The organism is Flagellimonas baculiformis (genome assembly GCF_033441575.1).
GTDB lineage: Bacteria > Bacteroidota > Bacteroidia > Flavobacteriales > Flavobacteriaceae > Flagellimonas > Flagellimonas baculiformis.
Genome location: NZ_JAUZVW010000016.1, coordinates 87,296 through 103,092, shown reverse-complemented (window position 1 = coordinate 103,092; position 15,797 = coordinate 87,296). Strand labels below are relative to the sequence as shown.

Here is a 15,797-nt window from a genome sequence, read left to right as displayed (position 1 = left end):
GTATTCTAAAAATCGAATCCAATAGAAAAAAATTATCCTAAAAAAGTTGCTCCTATCATAGGATACATAAAGCCGTTCCAAGGAGAACTATCTGCCGGCCTTTTGACAGGTAGTGGCCCGTAAAGCAAATAGGAATATGCCACACACCATGTGAACGGCGTGTTAAAGTTTATATCAATTTTAAAGGTAAAGGGAATTGAGATTGTAATTGATGGAATAACCATGGAGATGTGAACATCAAAAGCGATATACATTATTTCTCAATGATAATGCTTGGCGATACTATTTTATGTTACCTTTAAATCAGACCTATTTCCCTTGAGTGGGCAATTGCCTTGGAACTGGAATCAAAATAACAATATTCTGTATTCATGGATTCGACATCCTGTAGGCATACTTCCACCTCAGGTTTCTTACCCAGAGTGGTCTGCCGAATATATATCGCCACAACGTTTTCAGGAAAGGTTTTCACGATGTCCCTATAGATAAATGGGTCCCTTTGGCTGTCATCGCCCAATAGGATGAACTTTAGCTCGGGGTAGAATTCCAAAAGATGCTTGATTTTTTGAAATTTATGGTCATGGCTGCCTGCTCCCGTAAAGAGAAAATCCCCTAACCCTTGTTTTATTTTTTTCAATTTGATGACAGCCTTCGGAAATTTATGCAGCGTGGTAAACTCATGGATCAGGTTGAACAGGTTCCATTCACTGCTCGAAACATAAAAAAAGGTATTCTGTCCATCTTTTGTTGTTCTTCCCGCACGGCTCAATAGCCGATAATGTTCCACAACATCATCAAAAACAGTTCTTTTACTGATGTTCCGGGTAAGGATCACATAGATTTTTTTAAATGGATTTCCGGAATAGGAGACCAAAAAAGTATCGTCAATATCAGAGATCAAACCATATTCGCCAGGGTGCGGCTTTACAAATTCACCCTCTGTTTGGGCGTGGCGGTTGTCATGGTCCGCGATCAAGGTAAAAGGATGCCAACCTGGGCTTAGAGTTTCCAAAAAGGGAATGGAGAACCTGAAGTAACCATCTTTGAGTGTTTTTGTGCTAAATTCCTTTCCTGATACATGCAATCTGACCGAAGCATTTTCAATAGTTTTGATGGTGAACAATCGGATCACGTTAATGGCATGGCGAATGGTCCTATTGTTCAACAGGAAATCATCTGGGGATTTTTTCCTAAAAACATGTCCCTCAATGATTATTTCCTGTTCGTTGGCATATCCGCGGTAGGACTTGATCTTGATGTACTCTTTTGTTGACATAGGCCAAGTAAAGTAGGTAATTCTCAATTTATATGTAACTGAAATGGAAAAAGTTTTGATTGTGGTGAATCCGGTTTCGGGAGGAGTGGATAAAACCGACATTCTTCAAATGGTACGGAACACCCTAAAAGGGGACCATCAAATTTATGAATTGGAGACCAAAGGCGAGGGTGATGATATACGCATCAACGAAGAAGTGGAGAACAACAAAATTGACAGGATTTTGGCCATAGGGGGCGACGGTACCATTAAAACCATCATCAAGGCAGTTCAGCATACATCCATTACCATTGGGATCATTCCAGCAGGTTCGGCCAACGGGTTTGCCACAGACCTTGGTCTTCCGGCGACTCCGGATGAGGCACTTAGCGTGGCCATGGGCGCAAACTGTAAGGCCATTGACGTACTAAGCTTAAACAACATCCTTGGGTTGCATATAAGCGATGTGGGCATCAACGCGGAACTGATCCAGAAGTATTCCAATGGTGCCGTTCGGGGCTATTTTGGCTATGTCCTCAAAAGCATTCCTACCCTTTTGGAGACGGACTTGCCCTATAACTTCCTTATTAAATGCAATGGTGGGGAATATCGTAGAAGAGCCATCATGGTGGCCTTTGCCAATAGTAGAAAGTACGGAACGGGGGCCTTGGTGAATCCGCAGGGGAAAATAGATGACGGTAAGTTCGAGATCCTCATTTTTAAAAAGTTTGATGTAGTTCAAATTATCAATGCATTGCGGGGCAAGGCGGAAATGACGACCGACTTTGTGGAAATCATACAGACCGAACATGCACAGGTGCAAAGTGAGACGCCCGTCAGTTTTCAGATAGATGGCGAGTACCATAGTTCGCTTCAAGACCTCGAAGTGACCATTATACCCAAAGGGATACATGTGGCCGTTGGAGCCTAGAACTACTGGTTATCCATTAAGCCAAAAGAAATGATGAAGATAGTGTGGGTCATGAGGATATAGATTGAGGAGGGATGCCCTGAAATGGCGTGAATCTTGAAAGTAGCTTAATCCCACTGTCCAGGACTACCTTCATCCTTTTACATGTAAAAAGGGTGGAAGTGCCATCATTAATGAAGGTTTGGTTTCAATAGGTTCTTGACCAATTTGTATGGGTTGAAAAATGTGCAGTTACGTGAACCATTTTTTGAATATACCTGTTGATTTTTTTGCGAAGCTTTATACTTGTTCCTCATGAACCATCATTCCTCCCAAGTAGGGAAAAGCAAAACGTAAAGTTCAAGAAGCGCAAAAAGTAAGTATGGTAAAACCAGAACTACAGCATTGATTTTTGGTGAAACAAAGACTTTTCCTTTTATCCATCTTCTGAGGTTCAACATGGGAGTATGGTACTCCAGGGAAGGGAAAAAAGAGTTTAAAATCCAAGAGGAACAAGGGCAATGGGGAACGCTCACATCATAAAAATAAGGAATTGGGGCTTTTATAAATAAAAAGGACATAAATCGCGAAATTTAGCGTTACGTTAGTATGTGATGGTTATTCACCATACATTTAGTAGAAAAAACCTACAAAACTAAATTGGATCAATGAGTGGTTTATCAAACGATCGGTTTTTTGTCCATTCATTTTTTTCAATTCTTGTTACTACGTCCAATCGCCCCAATGATGAACGACTACGACAACCTCTTTTACCACAATCCCGTACCCAACTGGATCCATGACATTTCGACTTTGGAAATTCTGGATGCAAACGATGCAGCGATAAGTCTATATGGATACAGTAGGAAGGAGTTTCTTTCCCTTTCTTTGAATGACCTTGTCGCCCAAAGTGAGGTTCCGGTAATGGGGTGCTGCTTGGAAAATCCCAACTCGGAAACGGAAAACATCACTTTTGGCACATTTACCCACAAGAAAAAAAATGGAGAACATATTCGGGTGGAAATTGTAGGGCGTAAGGTGGATTTTCAGAACAGAAAATGTATTGTGGCCGCAGGTCTGGATGTTACCCAGAAGGAAAAACAATACATGGCCTTGCAGCAGTCCGAAAAAAGATTGGAAACTGCTTCGGAAATTGCCAAACTGGGGTATTGGAAGTTTGACATCCATTCAGGTTCATTGAGTTGGACGGACAAGGTCTATGAAATTTGGGGAAGGGACAAAAACGAATTTAAAGTAACCTTTGAAGCCTTTTACCATAGCATACACCCAGAGGATAGGGAACTTTTTGTGCTGGAACAGGAATCGGCACTGTCAGGGCAGGCAGAAATGGATTTTATGCATCGCATTCTCCTTCCCGATGGCGGCATCCGATGGGTTCGGGAGCAGGGAAGATTGAACAGGAATGCCGAAGGGGAACCCATCTCAGTTGAGGGCACCGTTCAGGACATTTCCGAACAAAGGGAGGAAGAACAACAGTTGAAATTGCTGGAAAGCGTGGTGACCCATGCCAATGACGCGGTCATGATCACCGATGCAGGTCCTTTGGAAGGAGATGGTCCAAAAATAGTGTATGTGAACCGTTCCTTTACCCAAATGACGGGATATAGACCTGAAGAGATCATAGGCCAAACACCAGATATCCTAAGAGGCCCAAAGACCGACAAAGATGAATTGGAACGCTTTTACATGACCTTGACCAAAGGGGAACCCAGTGAGGTGATCATTACCAATTACCGCAAAAATGGAACGCCCTACTGGATCAATATCGCTGCTTCACCTGTAAAGGATATCAACGGTGAAGTTTCACATTATATCGCTATTCAACGGGATGTTTCAGCCAAAATCAATGCCCAATTGGAAAAGGATTTTCTGGCAAAGATCAGCACCTCTTTTAAGGAAAAGATAAGCCTTGTCAGTTCCCTGGAGCAGGTATGCAAATTGGTCACCGCTTACGGGGACTTCCCTTTTTGTGAGGTTTGGCTGCCCAGTACCCACAAAGATTGTCTTCGTTTTGCGGCGATGTTCGGGAAAGATGAAGCGGGTGAGAAGTTCTACGAACACTCCAAGGATTTTCGGCAAGTGAACCTGGGCGAAGGTCTTCCAGGTACGGTGTGGAAAACGGAGCAGTCTGTGCTATGGGGCAACATCGACGAAAACAACCTCTTTCTCAGAAAAAAAGCTGCGCAACGATCGGGTATAAAATCCGTGTTGGGCATTCCTTTAAAGCATCAAGGTAAGATAGTCGGGGTATTGGCGGTTGGCACCCCAGAAACAGAGAAGCAGTTCAAGGTCCATTATCCCGTTCTTTCCAAATTGGAAGATTATTTGGGATCGGAAATCAACCGTAAACGTCTGGAGGAAGACTTGGCCTATTTGTTCGAGACTCTGCCCGACCTTATATGCTTGTTGGATTTCAAGGGAAATTTCCTCAAAATCAATAGGGCCGGGTGTGAACTATTGGGATACGACGAAGCTGAGATCGTGGGCCATTCATTCTACGAGTTCATTCTCGATGAGGACAAGGAGGTTTCGACCAAACTCATCCAAAAAATAAGGGATGGTCAGGATACCTTCGAAATTGAAAACCGCTACATAGCCAAAACGGGCAATCTTGTATGGCTCAGTTGGCACTGTAAGATTGTCATGGATGAAGGTATGGTCTATGCCACTGCCAAGGATATCACCAAGGCCAAAAAATTGCAGGAAGTGGTTTCCGATGCTTCGCGGTTGGCCAAAATTGGGGGTTGGGAGATTGATATGATCAATGGAAAATTGACATGGTCCGAAGGGGTGCACCAAATCTATGAGATGGACCCCGAAAACTATGTGCCCGAGTTGGAACATGCCATTGATTTCTACAGGGAAGACCACAGGGAAAGAGTTAAAAACATCATAAGTTTGGCCATGGAGAAAGGAGATGCTTTTGCGTACGAAGCCGCTTTTATCTCCGCCAAGGGCAACGAAAAATGGGTCAGGGCCGTGGGTCAGGCAGAAACGGTCAACGGGAAATGTACCCGGCTGTATGGAAGCTTCCAGGACATAACCCAAGTGAAAGAAGCCGAACACAGGCTCTTGGCCATTTCAAACGACCTTCCTGGGGTTACCTTCCAATATTACCTTTATCCGGATGGGACCGACAAAATGAGTTCCGTTAGCCAAAAAGCCGTTGAAATATATAACCTCACTCCTGAACAGTGTGAAGAAAACTCACATCTGATCTGGGACCAAGTCAAAAAGGGAGGGGATTATGAAGCCTTGATGAAGGACATCCAAAAATCCCTTGAAACACTCACACAATGGCATAGTCGTTGGCGGTATGTCCTTCCCAATGGTTTGGTCCGTTGGCACGAAGGCTATGGAACACCCTATAAATTGTCCGACGGCACCATTCTCTTCAATTCGATGGTGTTTGACATCACGGATGAGGTCAAATTAATGAACCTGTTGGAAGAGACTTCGGAACTCTCCAAAATTGGCAGTTGGGAAATGGATATGCTTTCAGAACCGGGTAGCGATGCCATGTACTGGTCACCCATGGTCCGAAAAATAATAGAAGTGGACGAAGACTATGATGCTTCTTTGAGCGGTGGTCTTGAATTTTATACCCCTGCAAGCAGGCCCATAGTGGAAAAAGGGGTCGAAGAGCTCATTGAAAAAGGCACGGAGTACGATAAGGAGGTATTGCTAGAGACCGGTTCGGGAAAAGAAAAGTGGGTACGTATCATCGGAAAAAGTGAACGTGCCGATGGCGTGTGTACCAAAATATATGGAAGCATCCAAGACATCCATTCGATGAAGACAACCCACTTACTGCTACAGGAAATTCTCGGCAGTATTTCGGATGCGTTCTATGCTGTTGACAAACATTGGAACCTCACCTTCTTCAATAAGGAAGCTGAAAATTTACTTCGTAAGAGAAGTGAGGAAGTACTGGGGAAAAATCTTTGGGAACTGTTTCCCCCAGCCGTGGGAAGCAAGCTGGAAACCGTATTCAAAAGAGTGGCCAACAAGGGCAGGGCAGAGTCATTTGAATACCTCTACCCAGGAAATGGATCTTGGTACGAGATCAATACCTATCCTTCCAACGGCGGCATTTCGGTCTATTTCAAAAATATAGACGAAAGAAAGAAGGCGGTGGTGGCACTGGAATCTGCCTATCAGGAAAAAAATATGATTTTGGAGAGCATAGGGGATGCTTTTTTTGCCATGAGAGAGGACTTCACCGTGACCTATTGGAACAAGACCGCCGAGCGCTTGATCGGGGTGAAAAGGGAAGACCTGATTGGCAAAAACCTTTGGGAGGTATTTCCAGATGCAATGGATTTACCTTCATATACCAACTATAGCAAGGTGTTGGAGACGAAGAAGCCCATCTCTTTTGAGGATTACTATGGACTTTGGTTGGAAGTAAACGCCTATCCATCCGAAGAAGGCATCAGTGTGTTTTTTAGGGACATTTCCCAAAGAAAAAAAGCCGATGAAAAAATCCAACGCAAGACAGAACAGTTGGACATCATTGCCGAAATGAACACGGAACTGCTCAATTATGGCGACTGGTCCAAAGTAATCGAAAAGGTGTTTGCAAAAGTAGGGGAGTGCATACAAGTGGACCGCGTTTACTGTTTCGAAAATATACTCAATGAAAAAACGGGAGATTGGGAAACCAACCAACGGTTGGAGTGGAGCAGTGGGAAAGTGCCTCCGCAGATCAATAATCCAAAACTCCAAGGTATCCCTTTTTCGGACATCCAGGATTTTTTAGGGCCTTTGGCCAATAAAAAGCAATTTGTGGCCATCGTCAGTGAGATGGAGGATTCTGAGACCAAAAGGCTCTTTCTTGAGCAAGGCATCCAATCCATTGTAGTGCTTCCCATTTTTGTGAACAAATCATTCTGGGGTTTCATCGGTTTTGGCGACTGCCAGAATGAACGGGATTGGAGCCATGAGGATATTTCCTTCTTGAAGACCATAACGAACAACCTTTCCACTGCAATAGAAACTTCCATGACCAACAAGGAACTGGAACACTCCTACGGAGAACTGAACAAAAGTAAAAGGATCTATCAGGATCTTTTCGATTTCAGCCCGCAACCGATGTGGATCTATGACCCGCAAACATTACGTTTTTTGAATGTCAACAATGCGGCCATCACCAAATATGACTACACTTTGGATGAGTTCAAGGCGATGACCATAAAGGACATCAGGCCAAAAGCCCATATGGAGTTTCTTGAGAAAAGTATAAAAGAACGCCAAAGAAAAAATCGGGACAGTTATGCCGGTGTATTTTTCCATGCGTTAAAATCGGGTGAGACCATTTGTGTGGAGATTTATAGCAACGATATTGAATATGAGGGCAGAACGGTACGGTTGGTACTGGCAAGCGATATTACCGAAAAGCAGGAGTACATATCCACCATAGAGGCCCAGAACAAAAAACTACGGGACATTGCGTGGACACAATCACACGTGGTGCGGGCCCCATTGTCGCGCCTTATGGGAATCATCAACCTTTTGGATGTAGAACCCGATGATTCCAAGGATATGCCCTTTTTGCTGGAACAGATCAAACTATCGGGGGAAGAACTGGACAAAATTGTTCAAAAGATTGTAGCCGAGACACGTTCGATGGAAATAAAAACAATAAAACATGAAAAAAATGGGATTGCTGGTGGATGACGACCCAATTTTTAACTGGGTCTCCACAAAATTGATAGAAAAAGTGAATGCAAATCTGGCCATTCAATCATTTGTTGATGGGAAGGAAGCATTGGACTTTCTCTGTGCACACTATATGGAGGACACCCATTACCAAATTTTGCTTGACATCAACATGCCCAGACTGAACGGGTGGGAGTTTATAGAAGCCCTTACACGAATAGAAACCATCAAGATGGAAAACATATCCATTTACATTGTTTCTTCTTCCACGGATGAAAGTGATATCCAAAGGGCCAAGGGCCTTACAGAGGTTAAAGGGTATCATAAAAAACCCTTGTCAATCGAAGACATCAAATCCTTGTTTGGATAGCTGATATAGGTAAACGTTTGCCACATGGCGTGTTATAAAAAACAGTCAATTTTTTTCATCTTTTTAGGTTAATCCAAATATCAATACAATGGAAGAAGAGGAACGAAACAATGCCGAATATGTTCGGATCAAAAAATTGAACGAGTTTGATCTTGATTATAAAAATATTCAAAAGGAGTTCCAAGGTTTGGTCGAATTGGCGGCTCATATTGCAGGCACCAACATATCCCTTATCAATTTGATCGATAACCATTCGCAATGGACGGTATCGTCGTATTGTTACAAATTGTATGAAATGGACCGGGAAGATTCCATTTGCCAATATACCATACAATCCGAAAGTCCAATGGAAATCCAACACCTTGACAAAGATGTTCGATTCAAGGACAAACCCTATGTGAGGGATGATGGATTCAAATATTATTTGGGAATTCCGCTGGAGGTGGAGACGGGGGAGCGTATTGGAGCACTTTGTGTCATCGACCATGAAGAAAAGAACATATCAGAGGAAAAGAAAAAATTGTTGCGGCTTGTTGCGGACGAAATCGTAAAGAAGCTGGAAAATAAAAGAAATTTGGATTCACTGCAAGAGGGATTGAACAAGGCGATCATCCAACGCAATCAAATGGCCCATGACGTCAGGGGTCCCGTTGGAGGTATCCTGTCCCTGGCATTAAGTGCCGAAAATGAAACGCTCGAACAGGGTGAGTTTGGTATGTACTTGGAAATGATAAAAAACGCAGCATCCAAGTTATTGGATTTGACCGATGATATCTTGGAAAAACGTAAAGAACAGGCTGAAGAAAATAATCTTACCCTCTCGGAGCTCAAAGAACATCTGGAAGATCTATATGCCTTACCCGCCCTGAACAAACAGATTGATCTTGGAGTGGTTTTCAACCCAGCACAAAACCATCACAGGTTCCCCAGAAGAAAACTTCTTCCCATTTCGGGCAACATTATCGCCAATGCCATCAAGTTTACGGCCCCAAAAGGGACAATAGCCGTCAACCTTGATATCATTGACACTGAAAATAACCTATTCCTACTGATCGAAGTGAAGGACAACGGTTTGGGGATTCCCAAAGAAAAGCTTCAAAATTTGAGGAAGGCAAGTTTGGTTAGTGAACTCGGAACCAACAATGAGAAAGGATATGGTCTGGGGCTTCAACTTGTCAGTGAAATGGTGGACAGCATCAAGGGAACGCTGAACATCCAATCGGAAGAGAACAAGGGAACAACTGTCAGAATAGCAATACCGATACAGGGGAGTTTCAAAATAAAACTGCTGTAGGGAAGATGGCAACGGCAGTTCAATGATATTATTAAGAGATGTTCAATATCCGAAGGAAACTGTAAATGTGCGATGACCAACTTGATCAGGTCCGTATGGATTCCCTGAGGCCAAATGTAAGTAGAACTTGAACCATCTTTGTTAAAATTGGACGATGTGAAATCGTTCAAGGTTTCCGTTGGTAGCTCATGTTGGTTCGCATGACTTTCCATTTTTTCGAACTTTTTGGCCGTGGTCATCCCTATTGACATATGTTTTTCACCGATTGGCTTCTTTTCGACCATAATGCTTTTCCCAACTATTCATCTATTTTGTTTGGACATCCTTCCCAATGGTTGCACTTCCTTTTCTGCCATCCCGTCCCATCTGATTTTTGGTCAAGGGATGTTTCGAGTTACGATTATACCCAATCAGGTCAAATTATTGTTTGGCTAAGATTGATATTGAGGTATGACAACAATCAATCACGATACATTTTCAAAAACCATTGCCGGTTTAAAATCAGCTAACGATTTCAGATGGCAACTACTAGGTACCAATAAAAGTGATGGCAATTTTTTGGGGAAACCTTGGTGATTGGCAATACCCCATGGACACAATCCAAACAAGGGAAGTGTCCCTTAGAACAAATAACTACTCATGAAATGGAAAAAAAGAATGATGTTGATAGAAATACCTTTACCATATTTTTGGTGGATGATGACAAAGAAGACCAAGAGATTTTCGCTGATGCGCTCTCAGAAATCAATAGACCGATTGATCTTTCAATTTTTGACAGTGGTGAAAAGCTCTTCAATGCGCTGAAAATTGAAGGTAAGCGACCGGATGCCATTTTTCTGGATCTATACATGCCCATCATGAATGGGGAAGAGTGCCTTTCGGAACTTCGGAAAAATCAGACCTTCAGATTTGTCCCCATCGTCATTTATTCCACAGAGTTCGATATGGACAGAGTGGAACGGTTGTTTGGCATTGGCGCCAATAGATATCTGCGCAAACCTGGCTGCTTCGATTCATTGGTGGCGTCTCTCGATGCAACTATGGAGTCATTGAGCCGCAATCCCCTTGGCGGTTATGCGGTCATCAATATTGAAATCTAAAAGTTCAACCCTAAATGTAATGATAGCCAAACCTTCTTCAGTGCAACCCTCTGCTTTGTTGTTCTGCTAAAACTGCCATTGCCCAATTCGCATAGTGAATGGTTCAATATAAAGGTCTTTCCAAAATGAGCACATAAGTGCGGATTGGGGGAAGGGGTAGAGCCTGGGCCATTTTGTGTTAGAGACAATTTTTTGTGTGAAAGCAACCGTCTGCATCAGGTACTTCCAATAGCTTAGTGGCTCAGTTAATCACAATCGGCAAGAAATCATCCCATACTTGCTGAACACCCATTTCGAAATTATGGAAAAGTATGACAACATTATACTGATAGTTGGAGGAGCCAGTGGCATTGGAAAGGCGATTGCAAAAAAATGTGCAGAAGCACATTATACCGTGATCATAACCGATAAGCAAGAAGTAAAGGAAAAGGCCCCCAATGTTCACTTCAGAAAGGCCGATGTGGGTAAGTTGGAAGAGGTTAGGGAATTGCACAGGTGGATAAAAGAAAATTTTGGGCCTCCCGATACCATGGTAATCGCTGCTGGCCAGGGAATCAAAGGAAAGCTCACGGAAGGTGACCCCATTGCTTGGCGGGAGGTCATCGACACCAATCTCATGGGGCCCTTGCATTTTGCAAGAACATTTGTCCCTGATATGATAGAGAGAAAATCAGGCAATGTCGTTTTCCTGTCATCTGTATCCGCCGGTCAGCCCTTTGCCTACGGAGGAATCTATGCGGCGACCAAGACAGCCCTGGAGGTGATCGCCGAAACTTTACGCTTGGAGAGCCTACCGCTGATCAAGGTGACGACCATAAGCCCGGGAATTACCAACACCAACTTTTTCTCCAATTGTATAGGGGGCCATGCTTCCGTCCAGGAAATGGCAATGGGTGCCATCTCCGCTGAAGAAATAGCAGAAGATGTTTTTTACTGTATCCATAAAAGAGACGGGACCTGTATCAACAAAATAGTAACGCGTCCCATGGGACAATCATTTTAACACACACAAAACAAGAATAAGATTATGGGAAAAAAAATACTTATTACGGGAGGGGCCGGTTTTATAGGGTCACATCTGGCAGATGAACTCATCAATCAGGGCTATCGGGTGAGAATCCTCGATAATTTGTCGGAACAAGTCCATGGGACCGAAACAACGAAACCGACCTACCTCAATCCAGAAGCGGAATTCCTCATAGGTGATGTCAGGGACAAAGAGATCCTTCCACGAGCATTGGAGGGCATTGATGTGGTCTTTCACCTCGCGGCAATGGTGGGTGTGGGACAAAGCATGTATAAGATCCGGGACTATACCGAAGTGAACAATATGGGCACTGCGACATTACTGGAGGCCCTGATAGCCCATCCCGTGGAAAAATTGATCGTGGCATCCAGTATGAGCATCTATGGAGAAGGTCTCTACAAAAATGCCGAAGGTTCATACAAAATGGATAGCCGCCGAAAATTCGGCTCCCTCAAAGAACAGGAATGGGAAATGTTTGCAAATGGAGAATTGTTGGAAGCTGTGCCCACCCCAGAAGAAAAAAGGCCCAATCTTTCATCCATCTATGCCCTCTCCAAATATGACCAGGAGCGATTGTGCCTGATCACAGGGGAGGCATATGGCATTCCCACGACCGCTCTACGATTTTTTAATGTCTATGGTACCCGCCAGGCTCTATCCAACCCATATACGGGGGTGTTGGCCATTTTTGCTTCACGGCTGCTCAACAACAACCCTCCGTTGATCTTTGAGGATGGTGGACAACAAAGAGACTTCGTCCATGTCAAGGATGTTGTCCGTGCGTGCCGTTTGGCAATGGAAACCCCTGGGGCCAATGGTGAAGTTTTCAATATTGGGAGTGGAAAACAATACACCATTTCCCTTATCGCCCAAAAACTTGCCCAAGTCCTAAAAAAAGGACATTGAACCAACTATCACTGGAAAATATCGGGTGGGAGACATCAGAAATTGTTTTGCAGATATTTCCAAGGCCCAAAAAATATTGGGATATGAGCCCCAAATAGCTTTGGAGGACGGTTTGGTCGAGTTGGCTGAATGGCTCAAAACCCAAATTGCTATTGACAATGTCCAAAAGGCCAGTGGAGAACTCGCCGCCCGAGGATTAACCCTATAATATGAATACCATGAGAACAAAAGACAACAAAAACCATACACCCATCGTAGGAATTTTGGAATGGTTCAGGCCAGGAGAGTACAAGGAGGTGAAAAGTACTGTTGAAGATTTAAAAACATTGGGTATCTCTCACATCAGGACGGGAATTTCCTGGGCAGACTGGCACACCCAGGGGGCCAAGGAGTGGTTTGATTGGTTGTTTTCGGAATTGGGCAAGGAACTTGAAATCCTTCCCTGTTTTCTCTATACCCCACCCTCCTTGGGGGAACTTCCAAAAACCTCATCCCCTCCCAAATATTTGAAGGGGTATGCCGATTTCATAGACATCATGATCTCAGAATATGGTGACCATTTTGAATGGGTGGAACTATGGAATGAACCGAACAATAAAATAGAATATGATTTTACCCTTGACTACTCATGGAACAAATTTTCCAAGATGATAGACATGGCCGCCTTTTGGGCCAAGAAAAAGGGGAAAAAGACACTGCTTGGAGGGATGAGCCCCATCGACCCGAATTGGTTGCACATGATGGCCGAGCAGGGGACCCTGGGCAATATAGATGCCATTGGGATACATGGGTTCCCTTATGTGTTCGACCAGCAATGGGATGGTTGGGAAATCAACATAAAACAGGTACGCGAAGTATTGCGACGTTTTAAGCTGAAAAAGGAACTCTGGATTTCGGAAGTCGGCTTTTCCACATGGCAACACGACGAGGTAAAGCAATATGAGGAATTCAAAAAGGTTCTTCGGACAAAGGTGGATAGGGTCTATTGGTACAGCCTCTATGACTTGGCGAACCAACATCCTACTGTAGGGGGCTTTCACCTGGACGAAAGGGAATATTATTTTGGGTTGAAAAAAGTGGACGGTTCCAAAAAGCTATTGTACCGTTTGCTGGAACAAGAAGGAGTGGAAAATATAGACACCCACTCTTACATCACCAAAGAATACGAACCACAAACACTCGAACCCTATATTTTGGTAACCGGTGGTGCAGGATTCGTGGGTACCAACCTTACGGCAAGATTGCTGGAAGAAGGAGAAAGGGTGATGGTGTACGATAACCTCTTTCGGCCGGGAGTGGAACGAAACCTAAAATGGTTGAAGAACCGGTTCGGGGATTCCCTTATTGTACAAATAGCGGATATCCGGGAAAAAAGGCTCCTACAAAAATGTGTGGAAAACGCAAGTGCAATAATCCATTTATCTGCCCAAGTAGCCGTTACACAATCAACTGAAAATCCACGAGAGGACTTCCATATAAATTTGACAGGGACCTTCCATCTGCTGGAGGCGATACGAAATTCTTCCCACAAGCCCCCTTTACTGTTCACCTCCACCAATAAAGTCTATGGAAATCTGGAAAATCTGGAAATGGCCCCCACATCCATGCGATATACCCCCGTTGACGAGGACATATCAAGATACGGAATACATGAGAACATGCCTCTGGACTTCCATAGCCCCTACGGTTGTTCCAAAGGAGCGGCCGACCAATACATCCTGGACTATGCACGGACCTATGGGTTGAAAACAATTGTCTTTAGGATGAGCTGTATATATGGTCCACATCAGTTCGGAACGGAAGATCAGGGGTGGGTGGCCCATTTTTTCAAGAGTATCCTGGAAGGGAAGCCCATTTCCATATATGGTGACGGGAAACAGGTGCGGGACATTCTTTTTGTAGATGACCTTACCGATGCATTCCTGCTTGCCCTCAAAAATGTGGAAGCATTACAGGGCGAGGTCTATAATATTGGAGGGGGACCTGGGAACAGCGTGAGCTTACGGGAAATTCTGTCCCTTGCACAGGAAATGACCGCTAAAAAAGCTGAATTCTCCTTTTTGGATTGGAGAACTGGAGATCAATACTATTATGTGTCCGATACTACAAAATTCCAAAAGGCCACAGGTTGGTCCCCCCGATTTTCTGTAGAGCAGGGATTGCAGGCCCTATTGTTATGGCTGCATCAATACAGGAACAGTGAAGTCAAAACAGCAAAATCCCCTAAAGCCGTCGCCCTATGAGAATCAGCAATACCCCTCAAACCATGCCCCCACTGCCTTCCGAAACCAATGTTTATAAAGCAACTACCATGGAAGCCCCTGGAAAAATGGCGCTGCATGTTTCCGACCTGCCCGAACCTGGGGATGAAGAAGTAAGGGTGAAATTGGAGGGTTCAGGCGTATGTGCCTCCAATGTGCCCCTTTGGGAAGGTAGGGATTGGTTCAACTATCCACGGGCCGCTGGTGAGCCTGGCCATGAGGGTTGGGGAATCATTGATGCTGTGGGCAGAAATGTAGATGGGCTATATCTAAGGCAAAGGGTTACAGGCCTCATGTACAATGCCCATGCAACACACGATATTGCCCATCAGAACATGTTGGTGACCCTTCCTGACTTTTTGGATGACAAACCCTTTCCAGGAGAGCCCCTCGGTTGCGCCATGAACATTTTTGAGCGGAGCGATATTCGGAAAGGAGATACGGTGGCCATTGTCGGTTGCGGGTTTTTGGGGTTGATGCTCATACAACTGGCAAAATCCTCGGGAGCCACAGTGGTCGCCGTTTCCCAAAGGGAATTTTCATTACAGATGGCACGCTCATGCGAAGCTGACCATCTTGTGAAGATGGACGACCATTATCAGGTCATAGAAAAGATAAAGGAGCTGACGGATGGGGAGCTTTGCCAGCGGGTCATCGAATGCACTGGCAAGGAATGGCCCCTCAACCTGGCCATACAACTCACCGGTTACAACGGAAAATTGGTGGTGGCGGGATTCCATCAAGATGGGATGCGGAACATAGACCTGCAAACACTGAACTGGCGCGGAATCGATATGATTAATGCCCATGAGCGCAATCCCGAACGATATATCCAGGGGATCAAAAAGGCCATTGGTGCCATCCAAACAGGGGCTTTGGACCCTTTCCCGCTCATTACCCACACCTTTTCACTGGAAGAAACGGAAAAGGCGTACGAATATCTTGTACAAAGACCGAAGGGTTTTGTCAAGGCTTTGATAATGAACAGCTAA

11 protein-coding genes are annotated in these 15,797 nt (G+C 44.3%); 10 read left to right on the top strand and 1 reads right to left on the bottom strand.

Annotated features, from left to right (window positions below):
- Positions 1-298: 298 nt before the first annotated feature.
- Complete coding sequence (locus SD450_RS18095; protein ID WP_318345789.1) at positions 299-1,276, bottom strand: App1 family protein; 978 nt, start codon at positions 1,274-1,276, stop codon at positions 299-301.
- Positions 1,277-1,319: 43 nt separating this feature from the next.
- Between SD450_RS18095 and SD450_RS18090 the strand changes: the two genes are divergently transcribed.
- The 10 genes from SD450_RS18090 (at position 1,320) to SD450_RS18045 (ending at position 15,797) form a co-directional block, all read left to right on the top strand.
- On the top strand, positions 1,320-2,186 hold the full coding sequence (locus tag SD450_RS18090; RefSeq protein WP_318345788.1) for a diacylglycerol/lipid kinase family protein: 867 nt from the start codon (positions 1,320-1,322) through the stop codon (positions 2,184-2,186).
- Positions 2,187-2,909: 723 nt separating this feature from the next.
- The gene (locus SD450_RS18085; protein ID WP_318345787.1) at positions 2,910-7,865 is read left to right on the top strand and encodes a PAS domain S-box protein; all 4,956 of its coding nucleotides are present in this window, start codon (positions 2,910-2,912) and stop codon (positions 7,863-7,865) included.
- On the top strand, positions 7,837-8,217 hold the full coding sequence (locus SD450_RS18080; RefSeq protein WP_318345786.1) for a response regulator: 381 nt from the start codon (positions 7,837-7,839) through the stop codon (positions 8,215-8,217). The genes SD450_RS18085 and SD450_RS18080 overlap by 29 nt, the downstream gene beginning before the upstream one ends.
- A gap of 88 nt (positions 8,218-8,305) precedes the next feature.
- Entirely contained in the window at positions 8,306-9,511 is a 1,206-nt protein-coding gene (locus SD450_RS18075; RefSeq protein WP_318345785.1) for a GAF domain-containing sensor histidine kinase, read from the top strand.
- A gap of 644 nt (positions 9,512-10,155) precedes the next feature.
- Positions 10,156-10,611 (top strand): response regulator, encoded by a 456-nt coding sequence (locus SD450_RS18070; RefSeq protein ID WP_318345784.1) that lies wholly within the window; start codon positions 10,156-10,158, stop codon positions 10,609-10,611.
- Between the two features lie 301 nt (positions 10,612-10,912).
- A complete protein-coding gene (locus SD450_RS18065; RefSeq protein ID WP_318345783.1) occupies positions 10,913-11,614 on the top strand; it encodes an SDR family oxidoreductase in 702 nt (233 codons plus the stop codon).
- Between the two features lie 24 nt (positions 11,615-11,638).
- Entirely contained in the window at positions 11,639-12,544 is a 906-nt protein-coding gene (locus SD450_RS18060) for an NAD-dependent epimerase/dehydratase family protein (protein WP_318345782.1), read from the top strand.
- Positions 12,545-12,569: 25 nt separating this feature from the next.
- The gene (locus SD450_RS18055) at positions 12,570-12,752 is read left to right on the top strand and encodes a hypothetical protein (protein WP_318345781.1); all 183 of its coding nucleotides are present in this window, start codon (positions 12,570-12,572) and stop codon (positions 12,750-12,752) included.
- 10 nt (positions 12,753-12,762) lie between these two features.
- On the top strand, positions 12,763-14,787 hold the full coding sequence (locus SD450_RS18050; RefSeq protein ID WP_318345780.1) for an NAD-dependent epimerase/dehydratase family protein: 2,025 nt from the start codon (positions 12,763-12,765) through the stop codon (positions 14,785-14,787).
- The gene (locus tag SD450_RS18045; RefSeq protein ID WP_318345779.1) at positions 14,784-15,797 is read left to right on the top strand and encodes an MDR/zinc-dependent alcohol dehydrogenase-like family protein; all 1,014 of its coding nucleotides are present in this window, start codon (positions 14,784-14,786) and stop codon (positions 15,795-15,797) included. Before SD450_RS18050 ends, SD450_RS18045 begins: the two co-directional genes overlap by 4 nt.

Bases quoted from the DNA above. Each gene is read 5' to 3' on its own strand.
- SD450_RS18050 (WP_318345780.1), top strand. From the start codon at position 12,763: ATGAGAACAAAAGACAACAAAAACCATACACCCATCGTAGGAATTTTG.
- SD450_RS18070 (WP_318345784.1), top strand. From the start codon at position 10,156: ATGGAAAAAAAGAATGATGTTGATAGAAATACCTTTACCATATTTTTG.
- SD450_RS18095 (WP_318345789.1), bottom strand. From the start codon at position 1,276: ATGTCAACAAAAGAGTACATCAAGATCAAGTCCTACCGCGGATATGCC.
- SD450_RS18080 (WP_318345786.1), top strand. From the start codon at position 7,837: ATGAAAAAAATGGGATTGCTGGTGGATGACGACCCAATTTTTAACTGG.
- SD450_RS18085 (WP_318345787.1), top strand. From the start codon at position 2,910: ATGATGAACGACTACGACAACCTCTTTTACCACAATCCCGTACCCAAC.
- SD450_RS18090 (WP_318345788.1), top strand. From the start codon at position 1,320: ATGGAAAAAGTTTTGATTGTGGTGAATCCGGTTTCGGGAGGAGTGGAT.
- SD450_RS18060 (WP_318345782.1), top strand. From the start codon at position 11,639: ATGGGAAAAAAAATACTTATTACGGGAGGGGCCGGTTTTATAGGGTCA.
- SD450_RS18075 (WP_318345785.1), top strand. From the start codon at position 8,306: ATGGAAGAAGAGGAACGAAACAATGCCGAATATGTTCGGATCAAAAAA.
- SD450_RS18065 (WP_318345783.1), top strand. From the start codon at position 10,913: ATGGAAAAGTATGACAACATTATACTGATAGTTGGAGGAGCCAGTGGC.
- SD450_RS18045 (WP_318345779.1), top strand. From the start codon at position 14,784: ATGAGAATCAGCAATACCCCTCAAACCATGCCCCCACTGCCTTCCGAA.